The 23,852-nt window shown below is 47.2% G+C and carries 24 protein-coding genes; 3 read left to right on the top strand and 21 right to left on the bottom strand.

What is annotated here, in order from left to right; all coding sequences use genetic code 11:
- The first annotated feature begins 70 nt into the window (after positions 1-70).
- On the top strand, positions 71-1,045 hold the full coding sequence (locus tag TCA2_RS06620) for a Na/Pi cotransporter family protein (protein ID WP_047910810.1): 975 nt from the start codon (positions 71-73) through the stop codon (positions 1,043-1,045).
- 2 nt (positions 1,046-1,047) lie between these two features.
- Here TCA2_RS06620 and TCA2_RS06615 read toward each other — a convergent pair whose 3' ends face one another.
- The 17 genes from TCA2_RS06615 to gpr all read right to left on the bottom strand — a co-directional run bounded on the left by TCA2_RS06615 (position 1,048) and on the right by gpr (position 18,300).
- Positions 1,048-1,479 carry an NUDIX hydrolase gene (locus tag TCA2_RS06615; RefSeq protein ID WP_047910809.1) on the bottom strand — a complete coding sequence of 144 codons (432 nt, stop codon included), beginning with the start codon at positions 1,477-1,479 and terminating at the stop codon, positions 1,048-1,050.
- A gap of 130 nt (positions 1,480-1,609) precedes the next feature.
- Positions 1,610-2,950, bottom strand: coding sequence for a tRNA (N(6)-L-threonylcarbamoyladenosine(37)-C(2))-methylthiotransferase MtaB (mtaB, locus tag TCA2_RS06610; RefSeq protein WP_047910808.1), 1,341 nt, complete (start codon positions 2,948-2,950; stop codon positions 1,610-1,612).
- 2 nt (positions 2,951-2,952) lie between these two features.
- Complete coding sequence (locus TCA2_RS06605; protein WP_047910807.1) at positions 2,953-3,717, bottom strand: 16S rRNA (uracil(1498)-N(3))-methyltransferase; 765 nt, start codon at positions 3,715-3,717, stop codon at positions 2,953-2,955.
- 89 nt (positions 3,718-3,806) lie between these two features.
- On the bottom strand, positions 3,807-4,484 hold the full coding sequence (locus TCA2_RS06600; RefSeq protein WP_052511804.1) for a site-2 protease family protein: 678 nt from the start codon (positions 4,482-4,484) through the stop codon (positions 3,807-3,809).
- A 3-nt stretch (positions 4,485-4,487) separates the two neighbouring features.
- Positions 4,488-5,450 carry a 50S ribosomal protein L11 methyltransferase gene (gene prmA / locus TCA2_RS06595; protein ID WP_047910806.1) on the bottom strand — a complete coding sequence of 321 codons (963 nt, stop codon included), beginning with the start codon at positions 5,448-5,450 and terminating at the stop codon, positions 4,488-4,490.
- 198 nt (positions 5,451-5,648) lie between these two features.
- On the bottom strand, positions 5,649-5,840 hold the full coding sequence (locus tag TCA2_RS06590) for a YfhD family protein (RefSeq protein ID WP_047910805.1): 192 nt from the start codon (positions 5,838-5,840) through the stop codon (positions 5,649-5,651).
- A gap of 25 nt (positions 5,841-5,865) precedes the next feature.
- Positions 5,866-6,228: a hypothetical protein gene (locus tag TCA2_RS06585; RefSeq protein WP_047910804.1), complete on the bottom strand. Its 363-nt coding sequence runs from the start codon at positions 6,226-6,228 to the stop codon at positions 5,866-5,868.
- Positions 6,229-6,391: 163 nt separating this feature from the next.
- Entirely contained in the window at positions 6,392-7,513 is a 1,122-nt protein-coding gene (gene dnaJ, locus TCA2_RS06580) for a molecular chaperone DnaJ (protein WP_047910803.1), read from the bottom strand.
- Between the two features lie 146 nt (positions 7,514-7,659).
- On the bottom strand, positions 7,660-9,510 hold the full coding sequence (dnaK, locus tag TCA2_RS06575) for a molecular chaperone DnaK (protein ID WP_047910802.1): 1,851 nt from the start codon (positions 9,508-9,510) through the stop codon (positions 7,660-7,662).
- 157 nt (positions 9,511-9,667) lie between these two features.
- Positions 9,668-10,264, bottom strand: coding sequence for a nucleotide exchange factor GrpE (gene grpE / locus TCA2_RS06570; protein WP_047910801.1), 597 nt, complete (start codon positions 10,262-10,264; stop codon positions 9,668-9,670).
- A 196-nt stretch (positions 10,265-10,460) separates the two neighbouring features.
- Positions 10,461-11,492 (bottom strand): heat-inducible transcriptional repressor HrcA, encoded by a 1,032-nt coding sequence (gene hrcA, locus TCA2_RS06565; RefSeq protein ID WP_047910800.1) that lies wholly within the window; start codon positions 11,490-11,492, stop codon positions 10,461-10,463.
- A gap of 102 nt (positions 11,493-11,594) precedes the next feature.
- The gene (locus tag TCA2_RS06560) at positions 11,595-12,056 is read right to left on the bottom strand and encodes an N-acetyltransferase (protein WP_047910799.1); all 462 of its coding nucleotides are present in this window, start codon (positions 12,054-12,056) and stop codon (positions 11,595-11,597) included.
- Positions 12,057-12,135: 79 nt separating this feature from the next.
- Positions 12,136-13,317, bottom strand: a complete 1,182-nt coding sequence (hemW, locus tag TCA2_RS06555; protein WP_047910798.1) for a radical SAM family heme chaperone HemW — start codon at positions 13,315-13,317, stop codon at positions 12,136-12,138.
- 174 nt (positions 13,318-13,491) lie between these two features.
- Positions 13,492-15,309 (bottom strand): translation elongation factor 4, encoded by a 1,818-nt coding sequence (gene lepA / locus TCA2_RS06550; protein WP_047910797.1) that lies wholly within the window; start codon positions 15,307-15,309, stop codon positions 13,492-13,494.
- A gap of 78 nt (positions 15,310-15,387) precedes the next feature.
- Positions 15,388-15,762, bottom strand: a complete 375-nt coding sequence (locus tag TCA2_RS26080; protein ID WP_052511802.1) for a hypothetical protein — start codon at positions 15,760-15,762, stop codon at positions 15,388-15,390.
- A 65-nt stretch (positions 15,763-15,827) separates the two neighbouring features.
- Positions 15,828-17,108 carry a stage II sporulation protein P gene (locus TCA2_RS06540; protein ID WP_047910796.1) on the bottom strand — a complete coding sequence of 427 codons (1,281 nt, stop codon included), beginning with the start codon at positions 17,106-17,108 and terminating at the stop codon, positions 15,828-15,830.
- Positions 17,109-17,307: 199 nt separating this feature from the next.
- Entirely contained in the window at positions 17,308-18,300 is a 993-nt protein-coding gene (gene gpr, locus TCA2_RS06535) for a GPR endopeptidase (protein ID WP_047910795.1), read from the bottom strand.
- A 210-nt stretch (positions 18,301-18,510) separates the two neighbouring features.
- Here gpr and rpsT point away from each other — a divergent pair, with 210 nt between their 5' ends.
- On the top strand, positions 18,511-18,783 hold the full coding sequence (rpsT, locus tag TCA2_RS06530) for a 30S ribosomal protein S20 (protein WP_047910794.1): 273 nt from the start codon (positions 18,511-18,513) through the stop codon (positions 18,781-18,783).
- A gap of 95 nt (positions 18,784-18,878) precedes the next feature.
- Here rpsT and TCA2_RS06525 read toward each other — a convergent pair whose 3' ends face one another.
- From TCA2_RS06525 to TCA2_RS06510, 4 genes are all read right to left on the bottom strand, one after another.
- Positions 18,879-19,295, bottom strand: a complete 417-nt coding sequence (locus TCA2_RS06525) for a VOC family protein (protein ID WP_047910793.1) — start codon at positions 19,293-19,295, stop codon at positions 18,879-18,881.
- A gap of 92 nt (positions 19,296-19,387) precedes the next feature.
- Entirely contained in the window at positions 19,388-20,410 is a 1,023-nt protein-coding gene (gene holA, locus TCA2_RS06520) for a DNA polymerase III subunit delta (RefSeq protein WP_047910792.1), read from the bottom strand.
- Positions 20,411-20,665: 255 nt separating this feature from the next.
- Complete coding sequence (locus tag TCA2_RS06515) at positions 20,666-22,096, bottom strand: zf-HC2 domain-containing protein (RefSeq protein ID WP_047910791.1); 1,431 nt, start codon at positions 22,094-22,096, stop codon at positions 20,666-20,668.
- Positions 22,097-22,642 carry an RNA polymerase sigma factor gene (locus TCA2_RS06510; protein ID WP_047910790.1) on the bottom strand — a complete coding sequence of 182 codons (546 nt, stop codon included), beginning with the start codon at positions 22,640-22,642 and terminating at the stop codon, positions 22,097-22,099.
- A 577-nt stretch (positions 22,643-23,219) separates the two neighbouring features.
- Between TCA2_RS06510 and TCA2_RS06505 the strand changes: the two genes are divergently transcribed.
- Positions 23,220-23,795: a hypothetical protein gene (locus TCA2_RS06505; RefSeq protein WP_047910789.1), complete on the top strand. Its 576-nt coding sequence runs from the start codon at positions 23,220-23,222 to the stop codon at positions 23,793-23,795.
- Positions 23,796-23,852: the final 57 nt, after the last annotated feature.

Genomic DNA, 23,852 nt, shown 5'->3' with positions numbered 1-23,852 from the left:
TGTCCTGCTACAAACATAAGATGGACAGTAGACAAAGTCATGATTAGAGAGAAGGTGCCCTTGTAATATCATGTTACATTCTATTGTGTTTCCTCTATTATATGGATTAACCATATTCTTTCTAGGCATGAAGCTGATGGAGGCTTCACTCTATAAGCTCAGCGGCCCGCTACTATCAAGCTCGCTTGACCGGGCCACCGCAACTCCGTTAAAAGGCATGCTCTTCAGCACAGGAATAACCGCCCTGCTGCAGAGCAGCACAGCGGTCACCGTACTGACCATCGGCCTCGTAAATGCAAATTTGCTTGGATATGCTCGTACCCTCGGTATCATTCTGGGCAGCAATGTCGGGACTACGGTAACGACCGAGCTGCTCAGTCTAAAGATTGGCAAGTATGCATTACCCATGCTGCTCTTCTTCATTAGCTGCTGGATCATCTGTGTCATCCTCGGCGAATTAAAATCGGTCGTACACAGCCGGCATTCCCATGCCGTACATACAGCTGGATATATCAGTCTCGCTGGAGCCGGATTCTCCATGGTTATGCTCGGTATCGTCATGATGCAGCGAATCGGGCCCGCCCTAGAGCAAGGCGGGTTATTCCCATGGTTTGTCCAGCAGGCCAGCCACAGTGTATGGTGGGGAATGGCTGCTGGTGCATGCCTGACTGCGCTCGTGCACAGCAGTGCTGCCGTTATCGGCATGGCCATCGGCCTTGCTGCCACCGGCACCCTGCCTCCCGAGGTCGGAATTGCTATTGTACTCGGCTCCAATGTCGGCACCTGTGTTACCGCTTGGATGGCCGCCATAGGAGGCAGCAAGGCAGGTCAATTCGTAGCATGGTCCCACATTATTCTGAATGTTGCAGGAGCTCTGCTGTTCGCTCCTCTGATCTCACTACTCTACCAGGCAGCTGCCTTGTTCACGACTGAACCAGGCGCACAAATCGCACATGCGCAGACGATTTTTAATATTGTCTGTTCCTTACTGGCTCTCCCGTTATGCTACCTTAAGATTTGGAAACGGCTGGAGCCTAAGTCCTAGCGCTAAACCTGAATACCGAGCTGCCTCAGAGCTCTCTGCAGTATTCGATCATTGTTATCGTAGCCTTGATGCTGCTGTCTGCTCCATGCTTCAAGGGGAGCATACCATGCAACTGCTTTGATCTCCTCAATCTGTGCTCTGTGCTTCCCGCCCACAGCTTCAACCAGATAGTAATGCACTTCTTTATCTACTTTGCCGTGTACAGCATGATGATAGGTATATTTTATAATGTCCACAGGTGCAACGATTCTTCCCTTAAGTCCTGTTTCCTCTTCAATTTCACGAAGCGCCGTTTGTTCAACCGTTTCACCCGGCTCCATCTTGCCTTTTGGAAGAGATATTCTAGCATAGCGGTCCGTAATAAGCTGAATCTGAAGCTCATCACCCATATGCCGGAATACGACGCCGCCGGCGGAAATCTCTTTTCTTGCCATCTGAAACTTAGCTCCTCTCCTTGAACAACAAGGATTCCGAATTCTTTCCTCAGGGAACCTCATCCAATACCCCTTCAAAAGAAAACGAAATCCTTGTTCGTCTCCGTGATCCAATGCTGTCCGTATTAACTTAGAGGGCTGCTTTTTGTGGCCCATTTTCCATAACCCGAACAAGCTGACCTTCACTTGAATGAAGTCCGGCCTTCGTCATCTTCACACGGCACACCTCACCAACGAGATGATCGGCACCTTCAAATTCAAGCTGGATATAGTTATCGCTATACCCATGAAGATGACCTTCTGCCAGGTCTCCTCTTCCTTCCGGTATAACCTCCAGCACTTGTCCAACAAATTTCTCAGCATAGCTGAGCTTCATTTGATCTGACAACGCCAAGAGCTCTGTTACACGCTCGTTCTTCACTTGATCATCGACCTGATCCTCCATGCGTGCTGCGGGAGTCCCTGTCCGCTTGGAGTAAGGGAAGACATGCATTTCCGAGAAATTAATGGCCTTCATAAGGTCATAGCCGTTACGATACATCTCATGAGTCTCTCCAGGGAAGCCGACGATCACATCGGTTGTAATGGCCACATCCGGCATCGCTTGACGAATCAGCCCCATTTTATTATAGAACTGCTCAGTCGTATACTTGCGGCGCATACGCTTAAGAACTGCATCGTCTCCCGCTTGAAGCGGGATATGGAAGTGACGGCACATCTTCGAGGAACGGTTCAACACATCCAGCATCCGCTCATCAATTTGGCTGGCTTCGATGGAGCTGATGCGGATTCTCTCCAGCCCATCCACTTTATCCAGATCCCACAGAAGACTCGACAAATCATAGTTATCCAGATCATCACCGTAGCCGCCGGTATGAATTCCTGTCAGGACAATCTCCTTGTACCCTGCTTCTACCAGCTGATGCGCCTGCGTAATAATGCTTCTTGAATCCCGGCTGCGAGACAGTCCGCGCGCCCATGGAATGATGCAGAAGGTACAGAAATTGTTGCACCCGTCCTGGATTTTAAGAAAAGCACGCGTGCGATCGGCAAAATCGGGTACGTCCATCTCTTCAAATACACGGTTCTTCATAATATTTCGTACTGCATTTACCGGCTCGCGTGTTTCTTTGATCTGATTGACAAAAGGAATGATTTTGTCCCGATCCTGATTACCTACAACGAGATCGACACCAGGAATGTCCATAATCTCTGCCGGTGAAGTCTGTGCATAGCAGCCTGTTACTGCCACGATCGCATCCGGATTCTTGCGAACCGCACGCCGTATAATTTGACGACTCTTCTTGTCTCCCGTATTGGTAACGGTACAGGTGTTGATCAGGTACACATCAGCCGTCTGTGAATCAAAGTCCACCTGCTCATATCCTTGTTCTTTAAATTGCTGCCAAATGGCTTCAGTATCGTAGAAGTTTACTTTACATCCCAAGGTGTAAAACGCCACGGATGGCATAATTACATTCCTCCCATTTCATCAGTTTCATATAAAATACAAGTCAAAGCGACCATGCCTGCTGTTTCGGCACGAAGAATACGTTTGCCAAGACCGACGGATCTCGCTCCTGCGGTCTCTGCCGCCTGTACCTCCCCTGTCGTAAATCCACCTTCCGGACCCACAACAACAAGTACAGAGGCACTCTCATCCGCAGACAATCCGGCTGCTAACGGCTTAATTACATCTCTCAGCTGCAGGCCGTCTTCCTTCTCATAGCAATAGCAGACGAGATCATAGCTGTCAAAAGAAGCGAGCAGCTCTTTCCACGACCTCGATTCGTATACGGCCGGGATGCGATTGCGGTGACTCTGTTCGGCCGCTTCCTTCGCTATTTTGCGCCAACGCTCCAGGCGTTTCCCCTCTTTTTTAGCATCATATTGGACGATGGTCCGTTCGGATAAGAAAGGGATAAAACTGACTGCACCGATTTCCGTACATTTTTGAATAACGAGCTCCATTTTGTCGCCCTTCGGCAAGCTTTGTGCAATGGTGACCGATACTCGCGGTTCGTGGTCCATAGGAAGCCACTCCACGACCTCTGTCTGCACCTGTGAAGCCTCTATGTGTGTGATCTGGACCATAGCTTCACGGGAAACTCCGTCACTCACAATGAGCTTGTCCCCGGCTTTGCCCCGCATCACCTTGGTAATATGACGGGCATCATCTCCATGAATGGTGGCTGTCTGTCCGTCGAATTGATCCTGTTCAATAAAATAACGCTGCATGGATCGATAGGCCCCCTGCTTAACCAACTATCATTCTCAAAAACTAGAAAATAACCACATAACATCTTACAACTTTTTATCGTCGCTGACTACCCGCCAAACAAGGTCATCACCATCTGGGCTATACCTGTATACCAGCTCATCGACAATTCATATAGAGGCGTTATGGTCCATCGGTTCAGCGGCGTAATGACGATAATGAGAAATATAAGAATCGACCATTGCTCCAGCGACTGCAGCTTGATTCGAATACGTGTCGGCACAAGCTCCTCTACAATTCGATATCCGTCGAGTGGAGGCAAAGGTACGAGATTGAAGAAGAATAAGAAAAAGTTCGTTACGTTAAAAATAGAAAAGAAGGTCGAGATCGCAAACACTAAACGCTGATTCTCAATGGAATCCATGACTCCGAACTGGATCAAGAGCGCATAAATAATAGTACCGATCACGGCAAGCAGCAAATTGCTCACAGGCCCTGCCGCAGAGACGACCACACTCATCATCCGTCTTCGGTCAAAATTATCCCGGTTCACCGGAATCGGCCTTGCCCAGCCGAAGCCGGCGATTACAAGCAGCAGCAAGCCGAAGAAATCGAAATGCACCGCCGGATTCAAGGTCATTCTCCCCAGCATTTTCGCTGTAGGATCACCGAATTTATTGGCGAAGTAAGCATGAGCAAATTCATGCACCGTAAACGCAATAAGAATCGTCAGAATAAAAAAGGGCAGCTGTTCAAGCGGATAAAAGAAAAACTGATCCATACTCATCCCTTATTTCCTCGAAACAATCGCTAGCCAGTCTTCGTCGCGCTGAATATCAATAATCTCAAAGCCTGCTTCCCGCAGTGCGGTAAGAACAGCTTCTTCTTTGTTCTTCCAGATGCCTGAAGCAATATACAGGCCGCCCGGCTGAAGCGCTTCGTAAACATCATTAATGAAGAGAAGGATAACCTCTGCTAAGATATTCGCGACAACGATATGAACAGGTAATGTAACACCAAGGGAACCGTCCTGCTTGTTCAAAATGGACAGAAGGTCACTCTCGTATACCGTAATGTGATCAGATAGACCATTTAGAGCACTATTCTCTCTCGCGCTAGACACCGCCACAGGATCGAGATCAAGTGCAAGCACGTGCTTCGCCCCCAGCTTCATGGCGCCGATGGCCAGAATACCCGAGCCTGTTCCTACATCAATGATCTCTTCTCCACCTTGCACATATTTTTCCAGTGTACGAAGGCATAGAGAGGTAGTAGGATGCGTTCCAGTACCAAATGCCATCCCAGGGTCAATTTCAATTAATTTCTCCGCAGCGCTTTCGGGCGTATACTCTTCCCAGGACGGTTTGATCGTCAGCGTCTCAGATACTCTAAGCGGTTTAAAATACTGCTTCCACGCTGTAGCCCAGCTCTCTTCATCCACTTGCTTCACGGTAATCTCAGCCTTGCCTGCATCAATTCCATAATCGGCAAGCTCTTTGATTCTCGGCTCAATCTCAGCAATCACGGCATCCATATCCGTCGTATCGGCAAAATACCCCTGGATAATGGCTTCGCCCTTGGGAATATCATTTAGAGGGTATTCATACCATTCCCCATACTTTGTCGTTCTGATCTTGTCCAGCGTGCCTGATTCTTCAATGGCTACTCCGCCTGCACCTGCTTCATGCAAGAAGTTTGAGATCATCTCCTGCGCTATTTCCGTTGTATGTATTGTTATTTCATTCCATATCATAATTTGCTGCTTCCTCCCCTGTATTCATACCCTCTATTGTACTATACAAACAATAGCGAGCACAAAGAACGAGAGTAAACTCATCCTTATTTCTCCACAGTTATTTCCATTTTCCAACGAAAATATAGTGCTCCTCTGCGCAAAAACACACAAAAAAGCATCAGAGCTCTCTACCCGAGACTCCGATGCTTCCATGCATTACTCATATCTGTAATCGTCCAGCTTTTTTGTCTGCCGCTGATCTGCCGCCTCGCTGCGGCGAAGAGCTTCTATATCCTCTTGATCGGCCTCTGCACTACTGAATTCAACATCCTCATTCTTTGCGGAAGCCAGCTCACTGATCTTCTCGGATTTTTTTAACACTCTATCTTTTCTGCGATTAGAAGACATTCTTTATTCCTCCTTGATTACTGAATTAAATTAGACCACCGGATTCCTCAATAATTCGCAGTGCCTCATGATGCACGGATTCATCTACAACGACAGTGAGCAAAATGTCCTTGCCTGTCGGACCACCTGCACCTCCATCACTCATACCGCTGGCCGATGGGTCTGCAGCAGCCAAAATCCCGGAAGATGCACTTGTAAAGGAGCCGTGCAGTGTCGCAGAGGACAAACTGTCTATTGCACTGTTTAATATGGGCTCATTGCTTCCTTCGCCTGGATAGCGGCTGAAACGATCGATTGACATACTCTCCAGCTTCAAGCTGCTCAGCTTGGCTGCAACCTGCTCTGCCTGCTCCGGGGTATTGAAATATGCAAGAATGTTCTTATCCATAAGATAACACCGCCTTTAGTCACTTCACATTATATGAAATCGCCGCAGCTCGAAGCTGATGTTCGAGCCATAATATAGAGTGCCGCAAATGGATGAGAGCTATACAGAAGACAACGCAAAAAAAGGACTGCCCATGAACCATGGACAATCCTTCTTGCTTATATCAGTCACCTCTAAAAGCACGTTTAACCCGATCAAAGAATGATTGCTCGTGCTCATCCATCTGTTCTCCGCCGAGCCCAGCAAATTCCCGAAGCAGATCCTTCTGCTCATCGTTTAATTTGGTCGGTGTAACGACGACCACTTTAACATGCTGGTCTCCCTGACCAGAGCCTCGCAAATGCGGAACTCCCTTGCCCTTCAGACGGAAATAGGTTCCTGTCTGGGTACCTGCCGGGATTTTAAGCTTCACTTTCTCGCGAAGCGTCGGGATCTCAATCTCATCACCAAGTGCTGCTTGTGCAAAAGTAAGCGGTACTTCACAATAAATGTCATTGCCTTCCCGGTCAAAGAAATCATGCGATTTCACACGGATAACAATGAACAAGTCCCCTGCTGGTCCTCCGCGGAGTCCGCCTTCGCCTTCACCGCTCATACGGAGCTGTGCACCATCATCCACTCCTGCCGGAATCCGGACATTGATCTTACGCTGTTTACGAACTTTGCCGCTGCCTTGACAAGTTCTGCACTTATCCTTAATCGTCTTGCCTGAACCACCGCAGTTGGAGCAGGCACGACGGTTAACCATACGGCCAAACGGGGTATTCTGCACCACTTCTTCCTGACCGCTGCCACGGCAGACAGTACAGGTTTCCGGATGAGTTCCTGGTTTCGCTCCTGAACCATGGCAAGTATCACAGCTCTCTGTGCGCGGAATGGTGATATCCGTCTCTTTGCCGAATACCGCTTCCTTGAATTCAATGGTCATCGTATATTGAAGGTCATTCCCCCGCTGCGGAGCATTGGGATCACGCCGACCTCCGCCACCGCCGAAGAACATATCGAAAATGTCGCCGAAGCCGCCGAAATCCTGACCGCCAAAGCCGCCGCCCATTCCTTGGTTCGGATCCACATGACCATATTGATCGTAGCGGGCACGCTTCTGCCCATCACTCAGAACGTCATATGCCTCTTTAACCTCTTTGAACTTGGCTTCCGCATCTGCTTCCTTGTTGACGTCCGGATGATATTGCCGCGCAAGCTTTCGGTAAGCCTTCTTGATCTCATCTTCGCCGGCACTTTTGCCAACACCAAGCACCTCATAATAATCGCGCTTATCTGCCACTCTTCCACCCCCATAACTTTATAACAATACCGCATATACGTGACAAAAGGAAGGATCAAAGCGCGAAGAACTCCGGCTCTGACCTTCCCATGCTTGTCACTTGTAAGGCTTATAACATCCTGTCATCCTATTAAGGACTTCAAGGCTTATTTATCTTTTTTGTCCTCGTCAACCACTTCGTAGTCAGCATCTACGACATTGTCGCGTCCGCCTGCACCCGCACCTGCGTTCGCATCGTCTCCGCCTTGCGCCTGTGCATCCTGTGCAGCCTGCTCATACAGTTTGACAGACAGCTGTTGAACGATTTCGGTAAGCTCTTCCGTAGCAGACTTGATGTCTTCCACGTTGTCAGATTCCAGCGTTTTTTGCAATTTTTCTTTTGCAGCATTCGCTTTCTCTACTTCACCTGCATCGACCTTGTCGCCAAGATCTTTAACTGTCTTATCCACAGTGTAGATCAACTGGTCAGCTGCATTTCTCACTTCAACGAGCTCTTTGCGTTTCTTATCTTCCTCCGCATGCAGCTCTGCATCCTTCATCATTTTCTCGATTTCCTCTTCACTCAAGCCGCTTGAAGAAGTAATCGTGATTTTTTGGGATTTGTTCGTCCCTTTATCCGTTGCAGATACGTTAACGATACCGTTAGCATCGATGTCAAATGTAACTTCGATTTGCGGTACGCCGCGTGGAGCTGGAGGAATATCACCAAGCATGAAACGTCCAAGCGTTTTGTTGCCCGCAGCCATCTCGCGCTCCCCTTGCAGTACGTGGATCTCAACGCTAGGCTGGTTATCCGCATAAGTAGAGAATACTTGAGACTTGCTTGTAGGGATCGTTGTATTGCGATCGATCATCTTCGTGAATACGCCGCCTGCAGTTTCAATACCCAGGGACAGTGGCGTTACGTCAAGAAGAACAACGTCTTTCACATCACCCGTCAGGACACCCGCTTGAACTGCCGCACCAAGTGCAACCACTTCATCGGGGTTAACGCCTTTATGAGGTTCTTTGCCAGTCAATTTCTTGATCGCTTCCTGAACGGCAGGAATACGAGTAGAACCACCAACCAGTACAATCTTGTCGATATCGTTTGCTGTCAAACCAGAATCGCTAAGCGCTTGACGAGTAGGACCCAGTGTGCGCTCAACCAGCTGAGCAGAGATCTCTTCGAATTTAGCACGAGTCAAGTTGACTTCCAAGTGCTGTGGCACGCCATCAGCAACAGTAATGAACGGAAGAGAGATCGTCGTAGTCAGTACGCCGGACAATTCTTTTTTCGCTTTTTCTGCTGCATCCTTCAGACGTTGAACTGCGGCTTTGTCTTTGCCAAGGTCAATACCTTGCTCTTTCTTGAACTCACTTACAAGGTAATCAATAATAACTTGGTCAAAATCGTCTCCACCAAGGCTGTTGTCTCCGCTTGTCGCTTTTACTTCGAAGAAGCCGTCGCCAAGCTCAAGGATGGATACGTCAAAAGTACCGCCGCCAAGGTCATATACGAGGATCGTTTGATCTTCGGATTTCTCAAGACCATAAGCAAGAGCTGCTGCAGTCGGCTCGTTGACGATACGCAGCACTTCCAGGCCTGCGATTTTACCCGCATCCTTCGTTGCTTGACGCTGACTGTCATTGAAATAAGCCGGAACTGTAATAACAGCTTGAGTGACAGTTTGTCCGAGATAAGCCTCTGCATCGGATTTCAGCTTTTGCAGAATCATTGCTGAAATTTCTTGTGCAGAATAATCCTTCCCGTCAATGTTTTCTTTATGGTTTGTACCCATATGACGTTTGATAGAGATAATAGTACGGTCAGGGTTCGTGATCGCTTGGCGTTTTGCTGTTTCACCTACGATACGCTCACCGTCTTTTTTGAAGCCGACAACCGAAGGGGTTGTACGCGCACCTTCCGGATTCGGAATAACCACTGCTTCGCCGCCTTCCATTACGGCAACGCAAGAGTTTGTAGTACCAAGGTCAATACCGATAACTTTACTCATGGAAAATTTCCTCCTTCTTAATCTATGCAAGGCACAAGGCCTGTTCTAAATTCATTTGATATCATGTAGAAAAAACGTAGTGTTCCTTATGTTCGGAATTTATGCACAATTCGGTATGAACAAAAAGTTCTTCGAGTTATTATGCAAAATCCTTACGTTACATACTTACCTTAACCATCGCAGGACGGAGTACCTTGTCTTTCAGCATGTACCCTTTCTGTACCTCTTCCACAACAACGCCTTCTTCATGCTCGTCGCTCTCAACTTGCATGATCGCTTGATGGAATTCAGGGTTAAACGCCTCACCAACGGTTTGCATCGCTGTAAGACCTTCAGCCTGAAGCACGCTTTCCAGCTGACGGAAGATCATCCCTACGCCCTTGGCAAAGGAATCGGATTCGGTGTTCGCCGGAGCTGTCGCAATGGCACGCTCGAAGTTATCAATTACAGGCACTAGCTCTGTAATCAGCTTCATCGATGCATATTTCGCCAGATCTTCCTTCTCCTTCTGAGTACGGCGGCGGAAGTTATCAAAATCAGCCTGGGCACGCAAGTAGCGCTTCTCATTCTCTTCAGCAAGTGCCTTCAGTCTGTCTAATTCTTCAGTAGAAGCAAGAGTCTCAGCACCGGCAGTTTCCGTATCGTTCACGGCTGCTTCCTGCGCTTCAGTGGACTCGGCTTGTGCAGCCTCATTCACCACGTCCTCCTGCGGAGTGTTCTCTTCTGTATTCTCTATTGTTTGTTCATCTTTCAAGATGTTCACCTCCTTAAACAGAACTTATACTTAGCTAAAACTTCCTGTTCCAAACGTTCCCTTAAGTATCATTCAACATTCATAAGGTCCAGCCCTTTGTTGCACCTGGAATTCATTATTAAGCTTAAACCGCCTATCTTAAACTTTAACATGATCCTTGTCCTTGATGGGCAGTGGATTATATGGATGGATCTATTTATTTATAACGATGTGTCAGCATGGTGGTCAAATTCTTAGACAGCATGTTCAAGATGCTGATCACTTTGCCATATTCCATTCTTGTTGGCCCCAAGATTCCAATCGTACCCAGTGCTTCCCCTTCAACTGAATAGGAGGCGGTAATAAGACTGCAATTAGCAAAAGCCTCATGATCGTTCTCGGTTCCGATCTTCACCTGTACTCCGGTACCTCCAATAGAAGGTGTCATAATCTTCATTATGGTCGATGTCTCTTCAAGTAAATCAAAAATATCCTTGACCTTGTCGACATCCTTGAATTCCGGCTGGGACAGCATATTCGTCGTGCCGCTGAGATACAATCGATGATCAGGCTCCCCATCAAAGGCAGTATCCAATATTTTCATGAACGCCTCGTACTCAGAAACATTTCGCTCCATTTCCTTGGCGATCTCTGAATATAGTCTGGTCTTCAGTTTATACAGAGGTACTCCTACGAGCCTCGTATTCAGCAGATTAACGACTCTCTCCATCTCAGACAACGAAACATTTGCCGGCAAGCTGACCGTCTTATTCTCTACCTGACCTGTGCTCGTTACTATGATCGCCACGGCCATATTCTCTCCAAGCGGGAGCAGTTGAAAATGACGGAGCGACGTATGAAAAACTTCCGGTCCAAGCAGGATGGAAGTATAGTTCGTCATATGCGACAAAATGGTGGAGGTATGCTGTATAACCTGCTCCATCGCGTTTAATTTCTCAGCGAGCAGCAATTTGAGCTCCTTGAGCTCCGATGTCTCGGTAAACTTGAAAGGAACCAGATGGTCTACATAATACCTGTACCCTTTATGTGAAGGGATTCGGCCCGCCGAAGTATGCGGCTGTTCCAAATATCCCATGTCCTCCAGGTCGGCCATCTCGTTACGAATCGTTGCCGGACTATAGCCGACATCACCTCTCTTCGAAATGCTGCGGGATCCAACGGGTTCTGCCGAACGGATATAATCATCAACAATAGCATTCAGTATCAGTCTTTGACGCTCGGTTAACATACGTGTCTCCCTCCCTAAAAGATGTTATCATCATTAGCACTCACAACAGACGAGTGCTAACCAGTAATACAAAAATACCAAACTGACCTGAGCATTGTCAAGTCAGTTCAGTATCTTAAGAACTGCGATTTCATCACATGCATGCTGCTTACTGCAGTTCACGCAATCGGTCCATACTTTTTCCGGAAAAATCTCTTTATTTACAACGGAGAATCCATTCTTCACAAAGAAGGATACTTCGTAGGTTAGTGCCATGACCTTCGGAATTTCCTGTTCTCTTGCCTCTTCAACCAGCTTGTCCAGAAGCAGCGACCCGATCCCCTGCCCTTTATGACCATCGGATATGCCTAGAGACCGGATCTCGACCAGATCCTTGCCCAGCTTGCATAAAGAACCGCATCCCACTACATTTCCATCGACTTCTGCGACGACGAAGAGATCAATCTGCCTATACAGGACGTCTCTTGAACGAGGGAGCATAATCCCTCTCTCTGCATAACCCTTGATCATCTCGTACAATGTCTCGACATCCTCATGAGATGCCTTTCTGCAAACCGCAGCCATGACCGCCTCTCCTCCTTACGCCCTGACAAAAAGTAACATGTGTATAAATATACATCAGAGCGTATAAAAGTTCAAGCGATTATTTAACGGTCAGCGCACCAATAAATTCAGCAAAAACTTCATTCCCGTACAGGACTCCCTGACTGCTCAAACGGTATCCGTCACCTGTGGCATCAAGGAGACCTGCATGCACCATTTTATGCAGCGGTCCAGCAAATATGTCTTCGATTTGTTCACCGAATTGTGCTTCAAAGCGGCTGCTCGATACCCCATCCAGCATACGCAGCCCCACCATCATGAAGTCTTCCATCGCCTCTTCTCTTGTGATCTGAGCCGTTTCGAGTCTCGGAAGACCTTGTTCTGCCTTCTCTATATAAGGATTCACACCTTTGACATTCATGTGGCGTTCACGTCCCACATATCCATGTGCTCCGGCACCGAGTCCGTAGTAATCTTCATTTCTCCAATACGTCATGTTATGACGGCTTTGCATTCCAGGCTTCGCAAAATTGCTGATCTCATATTGAATATATCCGGCATCCTTCATTCTCTGCATCAAATGCTTATACATCTGCAGCTCATGATCTTCATCCGGAAGAGGCAGCTGATTCTTCTGGAACAAGGTATGGAAGAGTGTATTCTCTTCTACCTTAAGTCCATAGATCGAGTAGTGAGGCAGATCAAGCTCCAGCGCTCTATTCACACTCTCCGAGAGCATATCAACCGTCTGGTTTGGCAAACCGAACATCAAATCAATAGATAAATTGGTCAGGCCCGCTTTGCGCGCATTTTCCAGGCTGCGATATACATCATCTGTATTATGAATACGGCCGATGCCGGTCAGCAGCTCATTCTGAAAAGCCTGTACCCCGAAGCTGACCCGGTTAACGCCTCCCTCTTTCATTACGGACAGCTTCTCCAGATCCGTTGTCCCTGGATTCGCCTCCATAGAGAATTCGATATCATCTGCCCAGTCTGGGAAGTAAGTCCGAACCGATCTCAGAAAGTAATCCATCTCATCCGGCTTCAATACGGTCGGTGTGCCTCCGCCAACAAAAATGGTTTTAATCTCACCTGGTGGTGTCTTCTTGACGGTATATTCCATCTCCCGCTCGAGTGCTTCTAAATATTTCATTACCGGCTGATCCTTCAGCACATAGGAATTAAAATCACAGTAGAAACATTTATTGGTGCAAAAGGGAATATGAATATACACCGCTTCGGGTGCGTTGTTAATCAATTTCGGCATCTCTGCTGTCATGCGGGTATACCCCCTCTAATATAAGTTAATAGAATCAATTTCATAATACCTTTAGTTGCTATGAAATTGATTCAACCTGCAAAAATATGCATGATCATTCATCGCTTACAAGAAGCCATTGTATCGTTAATGAAGAAAAAAGGAAAGCCGATACGGCTTCCCTTATTCTGTACATTAATTATCGTCAATCTTCAGTACCGCCATAAATGCTTCCTGCGGCACCTCTACATTACCTACTTGCTTCATCCGCTTCTTACCTTCTTTTTGCTTCTCTAGCAGCTTCCGCTTACGCGAGATGTCACCGCCGTAACATTTGGAGAGTACGTTCTTACGCATCGCCTTAATGGTTTCGCGGGCAACAACCTTCGTTCCTACAGAAGCCTGGATCGGCACCTCGAACATTTGTCGTGGAATCAGCTCACGCAGCTTCTCGCAAATGATCCGGCCGCGATGATACGCACGCTCGCGGTGTACGATGAAGGAGAGTGCATCGACCTGCTCACCATTCAGCAAAATATCCATCTTCACCAGATTGGACTGGCGATAGCCAGAAATCTCGTAGTCATAAGAGGCATAGCCCTTCGTGCTGGACTTCAGCTGGTCAAAGAAGTCGTATACAATCTCGGCAAGGGGAATATCATAGGTAATCGTTACCCGGTTGGAATCGATATATTCCATATTCAAATATTCTCCGCGCTTGGTCTGACACAGCTCCATTACCGTTCCAACATAATCATTCGGTACGATGATGTCAGCTTTGACGTATGGCTCCTCTACGTTATCAATCCGTCCAACCTCCGGGTAGTTCGACGGGTTGTCGATCTCCAGAACTTCTCCGTTCGTCAGGTTAACACGGTAAATAACGCTTGGCGCTGTAGTAATGAGCGGGATATTAAATTCACGTTCAATCCGTTCCTGAATAACATCCATGTGTAGAAGTCCAAGGAATCCGCAGCGGAATCCAAAGCCAAGCGCACTGGATGTCTCCGGCTCAAAGCTCAGTGAAGCATCGTTCAGCTGCAGCTTCTCTAGCGCCTCACGCAGGTCATTGTAATCGGACGTATCAATCGGATAGAGTCCGCAGTATACCATTGGATTAATCTTACGATAACCCGGCAGCGGTTCCAGAGTCGGATTCTTCGCATCGGTAATCGTATCCCCGACCCGGGTGTCGCCGACATGCTTGATCCCGGCTACGACAAAGCCTACATCGCCGACGTTCAGCTCGTCCACAATCGTCATTCGCGGCATGAACGCACCGACCTCGATAACTTCAAACGATTTGTTCGTCGCCATCATCTTGATCTTCGAGCCGGCCTTGATCTTCCCGTCGACAACACGAATGTATACAATAACTCCTTTATAAGGGTCATAGTGTGAATCAAAAATAAGTGCCTTCAGCGGATTGTCCGGATCACCTGTAGGTGCAGGCACGCCTGTTACAACCTGCTCCAAAATTTCTTTAATCCCGATGCCTGCTTTGGCGGAAGCAAGTACAGCTTCACTGGCATCCAGACCGATAACATCCTCAATCTCCTGCTTCACACGTTCAGGATCTGCGCTTGGGAGATCGATTTTGTTAATAACCGGCAAAATCTCAAGATCGTTATCGAGCGCAAGGTACACGTTCGCAAGCGTCTGAGCTTCGATCCCCTGAGCAGCATCCACCACCAGCAGCGCACCTTCACAGGCGGCCAGACTTCGGGATACCTCATACGTAAAATCGACGTGTCCCGGCGTATCAATCAGGTTCAGGATGTACTCTTCACCGTTATCAGCCTTGTACGTCAAACGTACGGCCTGAAGCTTGATCGTAATTCCGCGCTCACGCTCCAGCTCCATTTGGTCAAGCACCTGCTCCTGCATCTCGCGTGATGTCAGCGCACCGGTATACTCCAGAATACGGTCTGCCAATGTAGACTTACCGTGGTCTATATGTGCAATGATACTGAAATTTCTAATTTTCTTTTGTCTTGCCTGAATGTCTGTCATGCCTTACCCCCACAAACAGCCTAATGTCAATCATCTCATTATAGCAGTTAGAGGTACAGCCTTCAATATTTGGATCAGCTATTCCGTTACACCGTTAAAAAGGGAAACGACCCAGCGGATGCCGCTCTGCGATACCTGCTGGAGCAGACCGGCTGTTTTTTCGGCAAGGACATCAACGGCAGAAGCTTTAGCAGGCTCTGTAGTAAGTACATCCCTCGGTGTGACAATCTGAGGCTGTGCTTCAGGCAGGGAAGCAGATACCGTCTGCTCCAAATCACCGGACTGTGCAGCCTGTTCCTGCTGATATTCCTGCTGCAGTTGCTGCTGCAGGGCCACACCCTGACCTTGCTGCTCCTCAATTGAAAACCCACTACCCGCGATCTGCATTCCCATCAGCATTCCCAGAATGAGCAGAATTGCGAATATAATCAGCCTTTTTCCAAATGCGGCCATTATTCTTCCCCCAATATCAAATTTGCCCCTTGGAGCCTATTTGCCTGAATCCATTCATAGCTCACTTATCCTTTGTTTGCCGATGAGGAATCGTCAGTGCTCGCCTTCTCCACATTCTGATCTTCCATGTACACTTCAGCAATGATATCTGCCAGAGCTTCCGATGTGCGCTTCAGCTCCTCTTCCGTGTTATCGATGCCGCCGATTTCAACCAAAATACTGTTATCCGACAAGGACTGGTTATACTCGCCGTTATTTCCTCCCCCGCCGTCCTTGCCCCATACGCCTCTCGATACTCCGGGATACCTCTTCTCCATTTTCTTGTGCAGCTGTGCAGCGTAAGCCTCATTTTTCTCCCAGTTAGGGTTGTCATGACCGATGATGAAATACACTTTGGCATAAGTGACTCCATCAATCTTCGCCGTTGTCTTGCTCTTACGCTGAGAGTCGCGATGAATGTCAATCAGATACGTCAGCTCATCATTCTCCGCCATTGCAGACTTCACGGTTTCTCTTGAATATTTATAGGAATAGTTCCAGTTATAGTCCTCCTGAGTGGTTACATAGTCTTCCTGTGCGTGAACCGCACCTACCCCCTGCTTCTCAAGCTGTTTGCTGACAAAGGAACCTACCCTGAACACATTAGCACTGGCTTTACCGGACGAAGGATTCGTGCTGTCCGTGCCGAGCAGGGGATTATAAGCTTCATGTGGATGCGAATGATAGATGAGTACTGTTTTTTTGAGAGCTTCCTCCGGATCTTGCTCATCAATGACTTCACCAGGCACCTCCGTCGGAGGATCTTCTTCTGCTGATGGCAATTCTTCCTCTGTATCGTTCTCTGTTGGTTCAGGGGCTGTCTCTTCATCCCTTCCTTCAACAGAAGAAGCGACAAAACCGGGGTCCGGCTGATAATCCTGCGGAGCTTCCGCCATCTCATTACCTGATCCGCTTCTCAGCAATACCGGCTTATTGCTTGCCATACCGGGAATCTGACTTGCAATCAGGCTCTTGGGGTTCAACGGATCTACACCTGTCAGCAGTTCAAACACAAAGGACGTTACCTGTTCAGAAGTTAAGGTTGATTGCTGCTTGCCCTGGGCCAAATGCGGAATCTCCATACCCAGCACATCCATAAATATTCCGCTTGATATCGATCCGGCAAAGCCCTGCATGGAGGAGACTGGTGAAGTATTCAGTCTTCTCTCTGCCATCCCTGACAAACCAAGCAGAACAAAAAATAAAGCAGACACCAGTATAAGCAGCAATAGTGCACGCCCTGTCGCCAAAATACGAAGAACTCGTGCTCTCATTCTCGAAACATTCCAGGTTTGGATCTTATTCATAATGGGATTATTCCACCTCCGCGAGCCATTCAGCTTGAGTCTTGTAATCTCTCATATTTCAAAACTATGAACTCTCAAGAAGAAGTAGAACCGGAAAATAGCAAAAAAAGAAGACCGATAGATTCGGCCTTCTTGTTCAGATGGAGCTTTAGCTTTGCTGTCAGCACTTTGCCAAGTATCTAGCTGTGTATGACGCTGCTTAATGTGTATAGGACGCTACATTCTCCAGCTTCACAGCGTCATGCAAGGCGGCATTCAGGCCGCTTGCGATAATATTTGCGATATCTTCGATAAATTCGTCAATTTCCTTTGGGGTCACAATCAAATCATGTCCAAGCGGATCAAGCACTTCTTTTACGAGACCGAGTCTTTCCTGCTCACTGATCTCATTCAGCACCCCGAGAATCTGGCTGCCTGCATCTGTTTGCTTGTTGAAGTGAGCCTGCATGAGTTCAAAGGTGGTATTAACAATCGTTGAGGCGTAGCACACCGTTGGCACACCGATGGCAATACAAGGCACGCCCATAATTTCCTTCGTAATCCCTTTGCGCTTGTTCCCGATACCCGAGCCCGGATGAATGCCGATGTCCGCAACCTGTATAGTCGTGTTCACCCTTTCAAGCGAACGGGAGGCGAGCGAATCGATGGCGATGATCAGGTCCGGCTTGGTCAGCTCTACAATTCCCTGGATCGTCTCACTGGATTCAATACCTGTAAGGCCTAGAACACCTGGTGCTATGGCGCTGACTTCGCGGTAACCAGGGGATACCTGATCTGGCATCAGCTCGAAGTATTGCCGTGTAACGAGCGTATTTTCTACAACAATGGGTCCCAGAGAATCGGGTGTCACATTCCAGTTTCCTAGTCCGACGATAAATACCTTCGATTGCTTGTTAATGCCAATCTTCGCGATGAAATCTTCCATCTCTTTGGTAAATACGGCAGTAACCTGCTCTTGCAGAGTCGTGTCTCCATTCCGGAGCTTGGGCACTTCAAGAGTTACATAATGTCCCATAATCCGTCCCAAGCGCTGTGCTCCTTGTTCATTTAATACATCAAGCCGAGTTACTTTGACATCACCTAACTGCTCCACGTCCTCCTGGATGCCAGACATCTCTTGTACTCCGGCAAGCTCGCGGGCTTCGATAGCAAGATCGGTGCGTACGCCATACTTTTGCAGATCTAGTGTCATGCTGTGTAGTTCCTCCCTCAGTAAGTAACAAGTTTATCGTAGTGTGCGCCGAACAAGATCTTTTTTATGCAAAATTGCCAGTTGATCCTCTATTTTCACAAGAACATCACATATGTTATTGTTGCTTTTTGAGGGTGCTCGTGCTAGAATATTTTAAGTTGTGAAACGTTTTGTATTTCATAAGTATTGCCTTAACAGGAGGTGAATGTAATGCCAAACATCAAATCCGCTGTGAAACGCGTTAAAACTAACGATAAACGTCGTGCGCTGAACGCTTCCCAGAAGTCTGCACTGCGTACAGCTGTTAAAGCTGCTGACCAAGCGCTGACTACGAACGAAGTTGAAACAGCTAAAGCTGCGATTCAAGCTGCTTCCAAAAAATTGGACAAAGCTGTATCTAAAGGTCTTGTTCATAAAAATGCTGCAGCCCGTAAAAAATCCCGCTTGGCTAAAAAATTGAACGCTCTTACTGCTAACGCATAAGACTGCGTTTCTTATAATGACTAAGCAAAAATCCTGACCAGCCCGGCTGATCAGGATTTTTTAGTTTCTTTTTTTCATGTGAATGTCAAGTTAAGTTAAGCCTCGCCGCTGAGCTGCCACGTAATTCCGTACTTGTCACGAACCATGCCGTACAGAGGACTGAAGAAGGTAGACTGAAGTTCCATCAGCACTTTCCCTCCGTCAGCAAGTCCCTCGTAGATGCCCTTCAACCGATCCAGCTCGGTAGTCGTAATGGCAATGGTAACCTGATCGCCTAAAGTAAAGGGCTGTCCATACATGGAATCAGAGAACAAAATTTTGTTCCCGTCCATTTCCAGCGCTCCATGCAATACCCGGTTCTTCAAATGCTCCGGCATGGGTTCAGTTGAATTCGGAAGCTCACCATACGTCTGAACACCCAGATTCTTCGCCTGCAGAACCTTCTCGTAAAAAGGAATTGCTTCAGCACACTGTCCATCCAAATAAATATACGGTGATATCACCATTGACATCGTTCGCCCTCATTCCATAACAAGCGTATAGGCAAAAGACATTACACCTATCGATCCTATTATATCCAAATTATGGAGATGAATCTACCAGATCAGGCCCCTAACTTCAGCAGAAACAATTCAAGTCCAAGCACCTTATCAATAGCTCCTGTCTTCATCTGATAATCAAGCTCTGCCAGATGCTTCAGAATGACGCGCAGCCGGTCCGCCTGGAACTTCTTCGACTGCTCACCAGCGATCTTGACCGCATAGGGATGGAGCCCCAGCGTACTTGCAATTTGCTGCTGAGAATAGCTCTGGGAAGCCAGCTCTTTCACCTGCAGTATAATGCGGAATTGTCTGGCGATCAGCGCCATAATCTTGATTGGCTCTTCCTTCTGCTTCAATAATTCGTAGAAGATTTCAAGTGCATTGCTCAGCCTTAATCGAGCGATTTCCTCAATCATGGCGAATATATTCTGTTCGGTATTTCTCGCTACCATGGCCTCCACGTCAGAGACTGTAACCGTTCCTCCTGAACCCGCATAGAGACACAGCTTGTCTACTTCAGCAGATAAGGTCTGCAGGCTCGTCCCTGCTCTAGAAACAAGCGCATCGGCTGCTGGCTTCTCTATAACTACTTTCTGAGACTCCGCCTTTTTAATAATCCAGCCAATCAGTTCATCCCCCTGGAGTGCTCCAAAGGATAATACCGTCGCTTTGCTTTTCATCGTTTTTACGATTTTCTTGCGCTCATCCAGCTTCTCACCCTGGACCATAAATATAAGTATGCTGTATTCAGCCGGATTGTCCAAATAAGACGTCAGTGACTCCATTCGATGCTCCATCTTGGAGTTGTCTTTGCCTGCTGTAAACAGCTGATGATCCCGAATAAAGATCAGCTTCCGAGGCACCAAAAAAGGAACCGTCTCCGCTTCCTCAATCACTTGTTCAATAGGTGTATCGGCTGTGTCATATGTTGCTATCGCAAAATCACGATGAGCTTCTTCAATGAGCTGCTCCTTCATTAAATCTGCAAACTGCTTCATTTGGTATTTCTCTGTTCCATACAGCAGATAGACACTAGCGGGACTGCCGCCTCGAATTGCTTTTGCTGCTGCCTTTACATCACTCACTCACGAACACACCTCCATCCCTACTATCCTAACAGAAAAAAAGGAAGACAACAAAGGGACCTTGCCGTCTGTCCTAAACAGGCGGCAGGTCCCTATTGTTCAAGCATCTATATAAACACCGGATATCCGAAGACTGGCTCTAGAAACCATTCGGCCGGCGGTCATACGACGCCTTCCCTAACTTAATCGACTCATCAGAAACGATGGATCATCATATACTTATTCAGATGCTGCTTAAATGGTGTGGGCCAAGTCTTATTTCTTCGGTTCAGCATTCTCAGTATTTTTGCTAGTGCTTGGAGTGCTGCTATTTTGCGTTGATGATGGAGCTGCCGTACTGCTGTCCGACTTCACCGGTACAGCATAGCTGTGCTGTGTCGTTTTTCCTTCATTCTCTAGCTCATAGCTGTACGTCAAACTATCTTCAGACCAGTTTCCTTTGACCCAGGTTCCCTTTAACTCAACGGCTTGCAATAGCTTCTTCTCTTCCTTATTGGCTCCATCCAGCTGATATACGTTAAGCTTCGTATCTTTGACTTCAACGAGATACTTACCGTCAGGTGAGAGCCAATTAGGAGATATCGTCATAACCAGGCTTGGAAGATCCAAGCTTCTAAAGCCCTGGCTCTGAATCCCTGATTCATCGCCGCTGCTTGGAAGCTCACTTGCATCTGATGCACTGCTCTTCTCCGATGATGAATTGGACTGGATACTGAACGTGCCGGCATCCGTGGATCCCTGCTCTCCAGCAGAGCTCTGCCCACTCGTATCGCTTTGCCCTTTAGCATGATTCTCTGACCCCTGTGCACTACCCGTTTGACCGCCTGTGTTAGGCTCTGATGATGGTGAGCTGCTTGAGCTTGGGGCCGGTTTATGATCCGTAGTCGACTTTGACGGTGATTCGGATTGACTTCCCCCATTACTATTGCCTGACCCTTTACCTGAGCCAGGGGTAGGAGAAGATGGATCTTCCTCTTTGCTTGGAGCAGCTTCCCCGTCAGTATTAGGAAGAGCGGTTTCAGTGTCTTGAGCATGGTTGTCTCCTGAATTGGATGGTGACGGTACTTCTTCTGCTCTAGCTGTATCCATCTGATCAGATTCGGTCTCTTCCTGATCCGTACCCGCTGCCTCGGTCTCCGTATCGGCTCCCTTCAGCTTCAAGCTTGCATCTGCTTCTTCCGACTGAGAAGCGACGCCCCCGCTCCCGCTAGTAGGATCGGATTCCTGTTCCGTTTCACTCATCAGATGGGAGTCCACTTCGGCCTGATCCAATTGCTGCGGTTCATAATTATATACAGCAACACCGAGAATAACCGCCGCTGCTACAGTACCCATGATCATACGACCTACACGGGATTTTATCCATCCCTTTGAAGCCTTGGTCGACGGACGGCCTGGTAATACAGTCAGCTCAGGCTCCTTCTTCATCTCTTGAAGAGCACTTCCCTGTTCCTTCTTCGCACGATCTATTGCATCAAGCTGCGGCATAATTCGATCTACCAAGCTGAATGGCGGGGCTACATCAGGTAATGCTTCTAAATCCCGCGACAATGCTTTTAATATTTGAAATTTCTCGGAACAGCTCGGACAAGTCTTCATATGCGCAAAAATCTGCTCTTTTTCCTGATCGTTCAGATCATTATCGATATATCGGTGCATACTTTCCACCACCTCTTGGCATTTCATCTACGTTACACCACCTTTCTGGTACTCCTGTAATAGATTTTGCAGCTGCTGTCTGGCTCTAAATAAATAGGATTTCACTGTATTTAACGGCAGATCGAGACAATCTGCAATCTCGTTATAAGAGAGGTCCTGCAAATACCTTAATACGATCACGGCCCTGTGATGCTCAGATAGCTGATTAATCGCGGACTGGACATCCTTCGTTACATAAGTCAGCATCACCTCATGCTCGACATCCTGCCTGTCTTCAAATATCATTTCATGCTCATCAATGGAAACGGTCGGTTTGGTTCTTCTAAATTTATCTATACAAATATTAGTAACTATACGCTGCACCCAGGTTTTGAACTGTGCTTTTTCTTCGTACGAATCAATCTTGGTGTAAATGCGAATGAGCGCTTCTTGGGCAGCGTCTAGTGCATCCTGCTCATTATTTAAAATGTAGTATGCCGTTTTGTAGACGTGCTGTTCGATTTCTCGCAATAGGGTAATTAGAGCGTCGCGATCGCCTGATTGAGCGGCTCTGATGAGTCCCTGCTCTACCACAAAGGATCCCCCTCTCCTTGTATCTTTACAGACGCAGGTTATGCTCCATTTGTTGCATACATGCGTGATTAATGCTCATTTAATGGGCTGATACGGAATTTATGTATATAGAGAAAGCTGCATAAACCCCAAATTACGGACTCATAAGGGCAAGTCATGCTAATCCTTATATAGAAAATACTAGGTTTTTAAAGTAAAAGCTTCCTCTACAATATCAAAATTCTGGAACATCGTCATCCAAATTTAACTAGTTCATTCATTTAGACTGTTTGCTGAAGCCGTTAGTTCCAAGGTTCGGGATCATGCTGGGTATATTTACACTTCACGAAGAAAATGAAGAACCTTCATTCCCAAGCATTCGAGAACATCCTGCTCATGAAAAAGCGTCTAAAGACATGGAGGGGAGTGTTAGCCCCTTTATTTACCTATTCATCAGGAAAAATATGTTTATGCAGGTCAGAACGGGATACATATAATATATCTATTGCTTGAATTAAATGGATAGGAGAAAGAAACCTATTTAAGATAAGCGCGTCAAACTAAAATGTATAAAGGGAAATTGCGGAGGATATTCAGCATGAAGATTATTTACTCGTTACTTGGAAGTATTGTTACTGCTCTCGCACTCTATTTATGTGTATATCAATTAATGGACGTATTCTATTACAGCTCGTTGCCTGCTGCAGGTCCTGGCAGCTTCCCGGGTCTATCGGCAGCACTTGCCGGTATTTACTTATTTCCGGCAGTTACGCTTGTTATCTTTATTTTGTTTGTGATCATTTATAACAAGATAAATATACGTGGAATATGGTTTGGAGGTGCAGCCGGCTTATGGCTCTATTCGCTGCTGATGACACTTGCTCCATCGCAAGTATTCAATTACCTGCCTATTATTGCGATCATAGCGGGGTATATTTTGATCCAATCAACCTTGTCGGATCGTGTTCTGAACTGGACACTCTTGGGCGCCGCTTGCGGCTGGCTTGTGACCTACCTGATCATCATCGGGGGACGCGCAGTCCAGAACACACTCACCTCGTATTTTAACTTCAGCCCATCACAGCAAATCGTAGTGCTTGCTGGCATTTTAGTGCTGGGTATTGTCGGATGGCTGATCGGGATGAAAAAAACCAGAGCTCAAATTCGATACTAATTCTCTTAAGCTGGTCTCACTAGAGATCAGCTTTATTTTTGTGAATTTAGTGTTGTC

Source organism: Paenibacillus sp. TCA20, assembly GCF_000732325.1.
GTDB classification, from domain to species: domain Bacteria; phylum Bacillota; class Bacilli; order Paenibacillales; family Paenibacillaceae; genus Paenibacillus; species Paenibacillus urinalis.
Note: the sequence above shows the minus strand (reverse complement) of the source record. Positions and strands in the feature narration are given on the sequence as shown.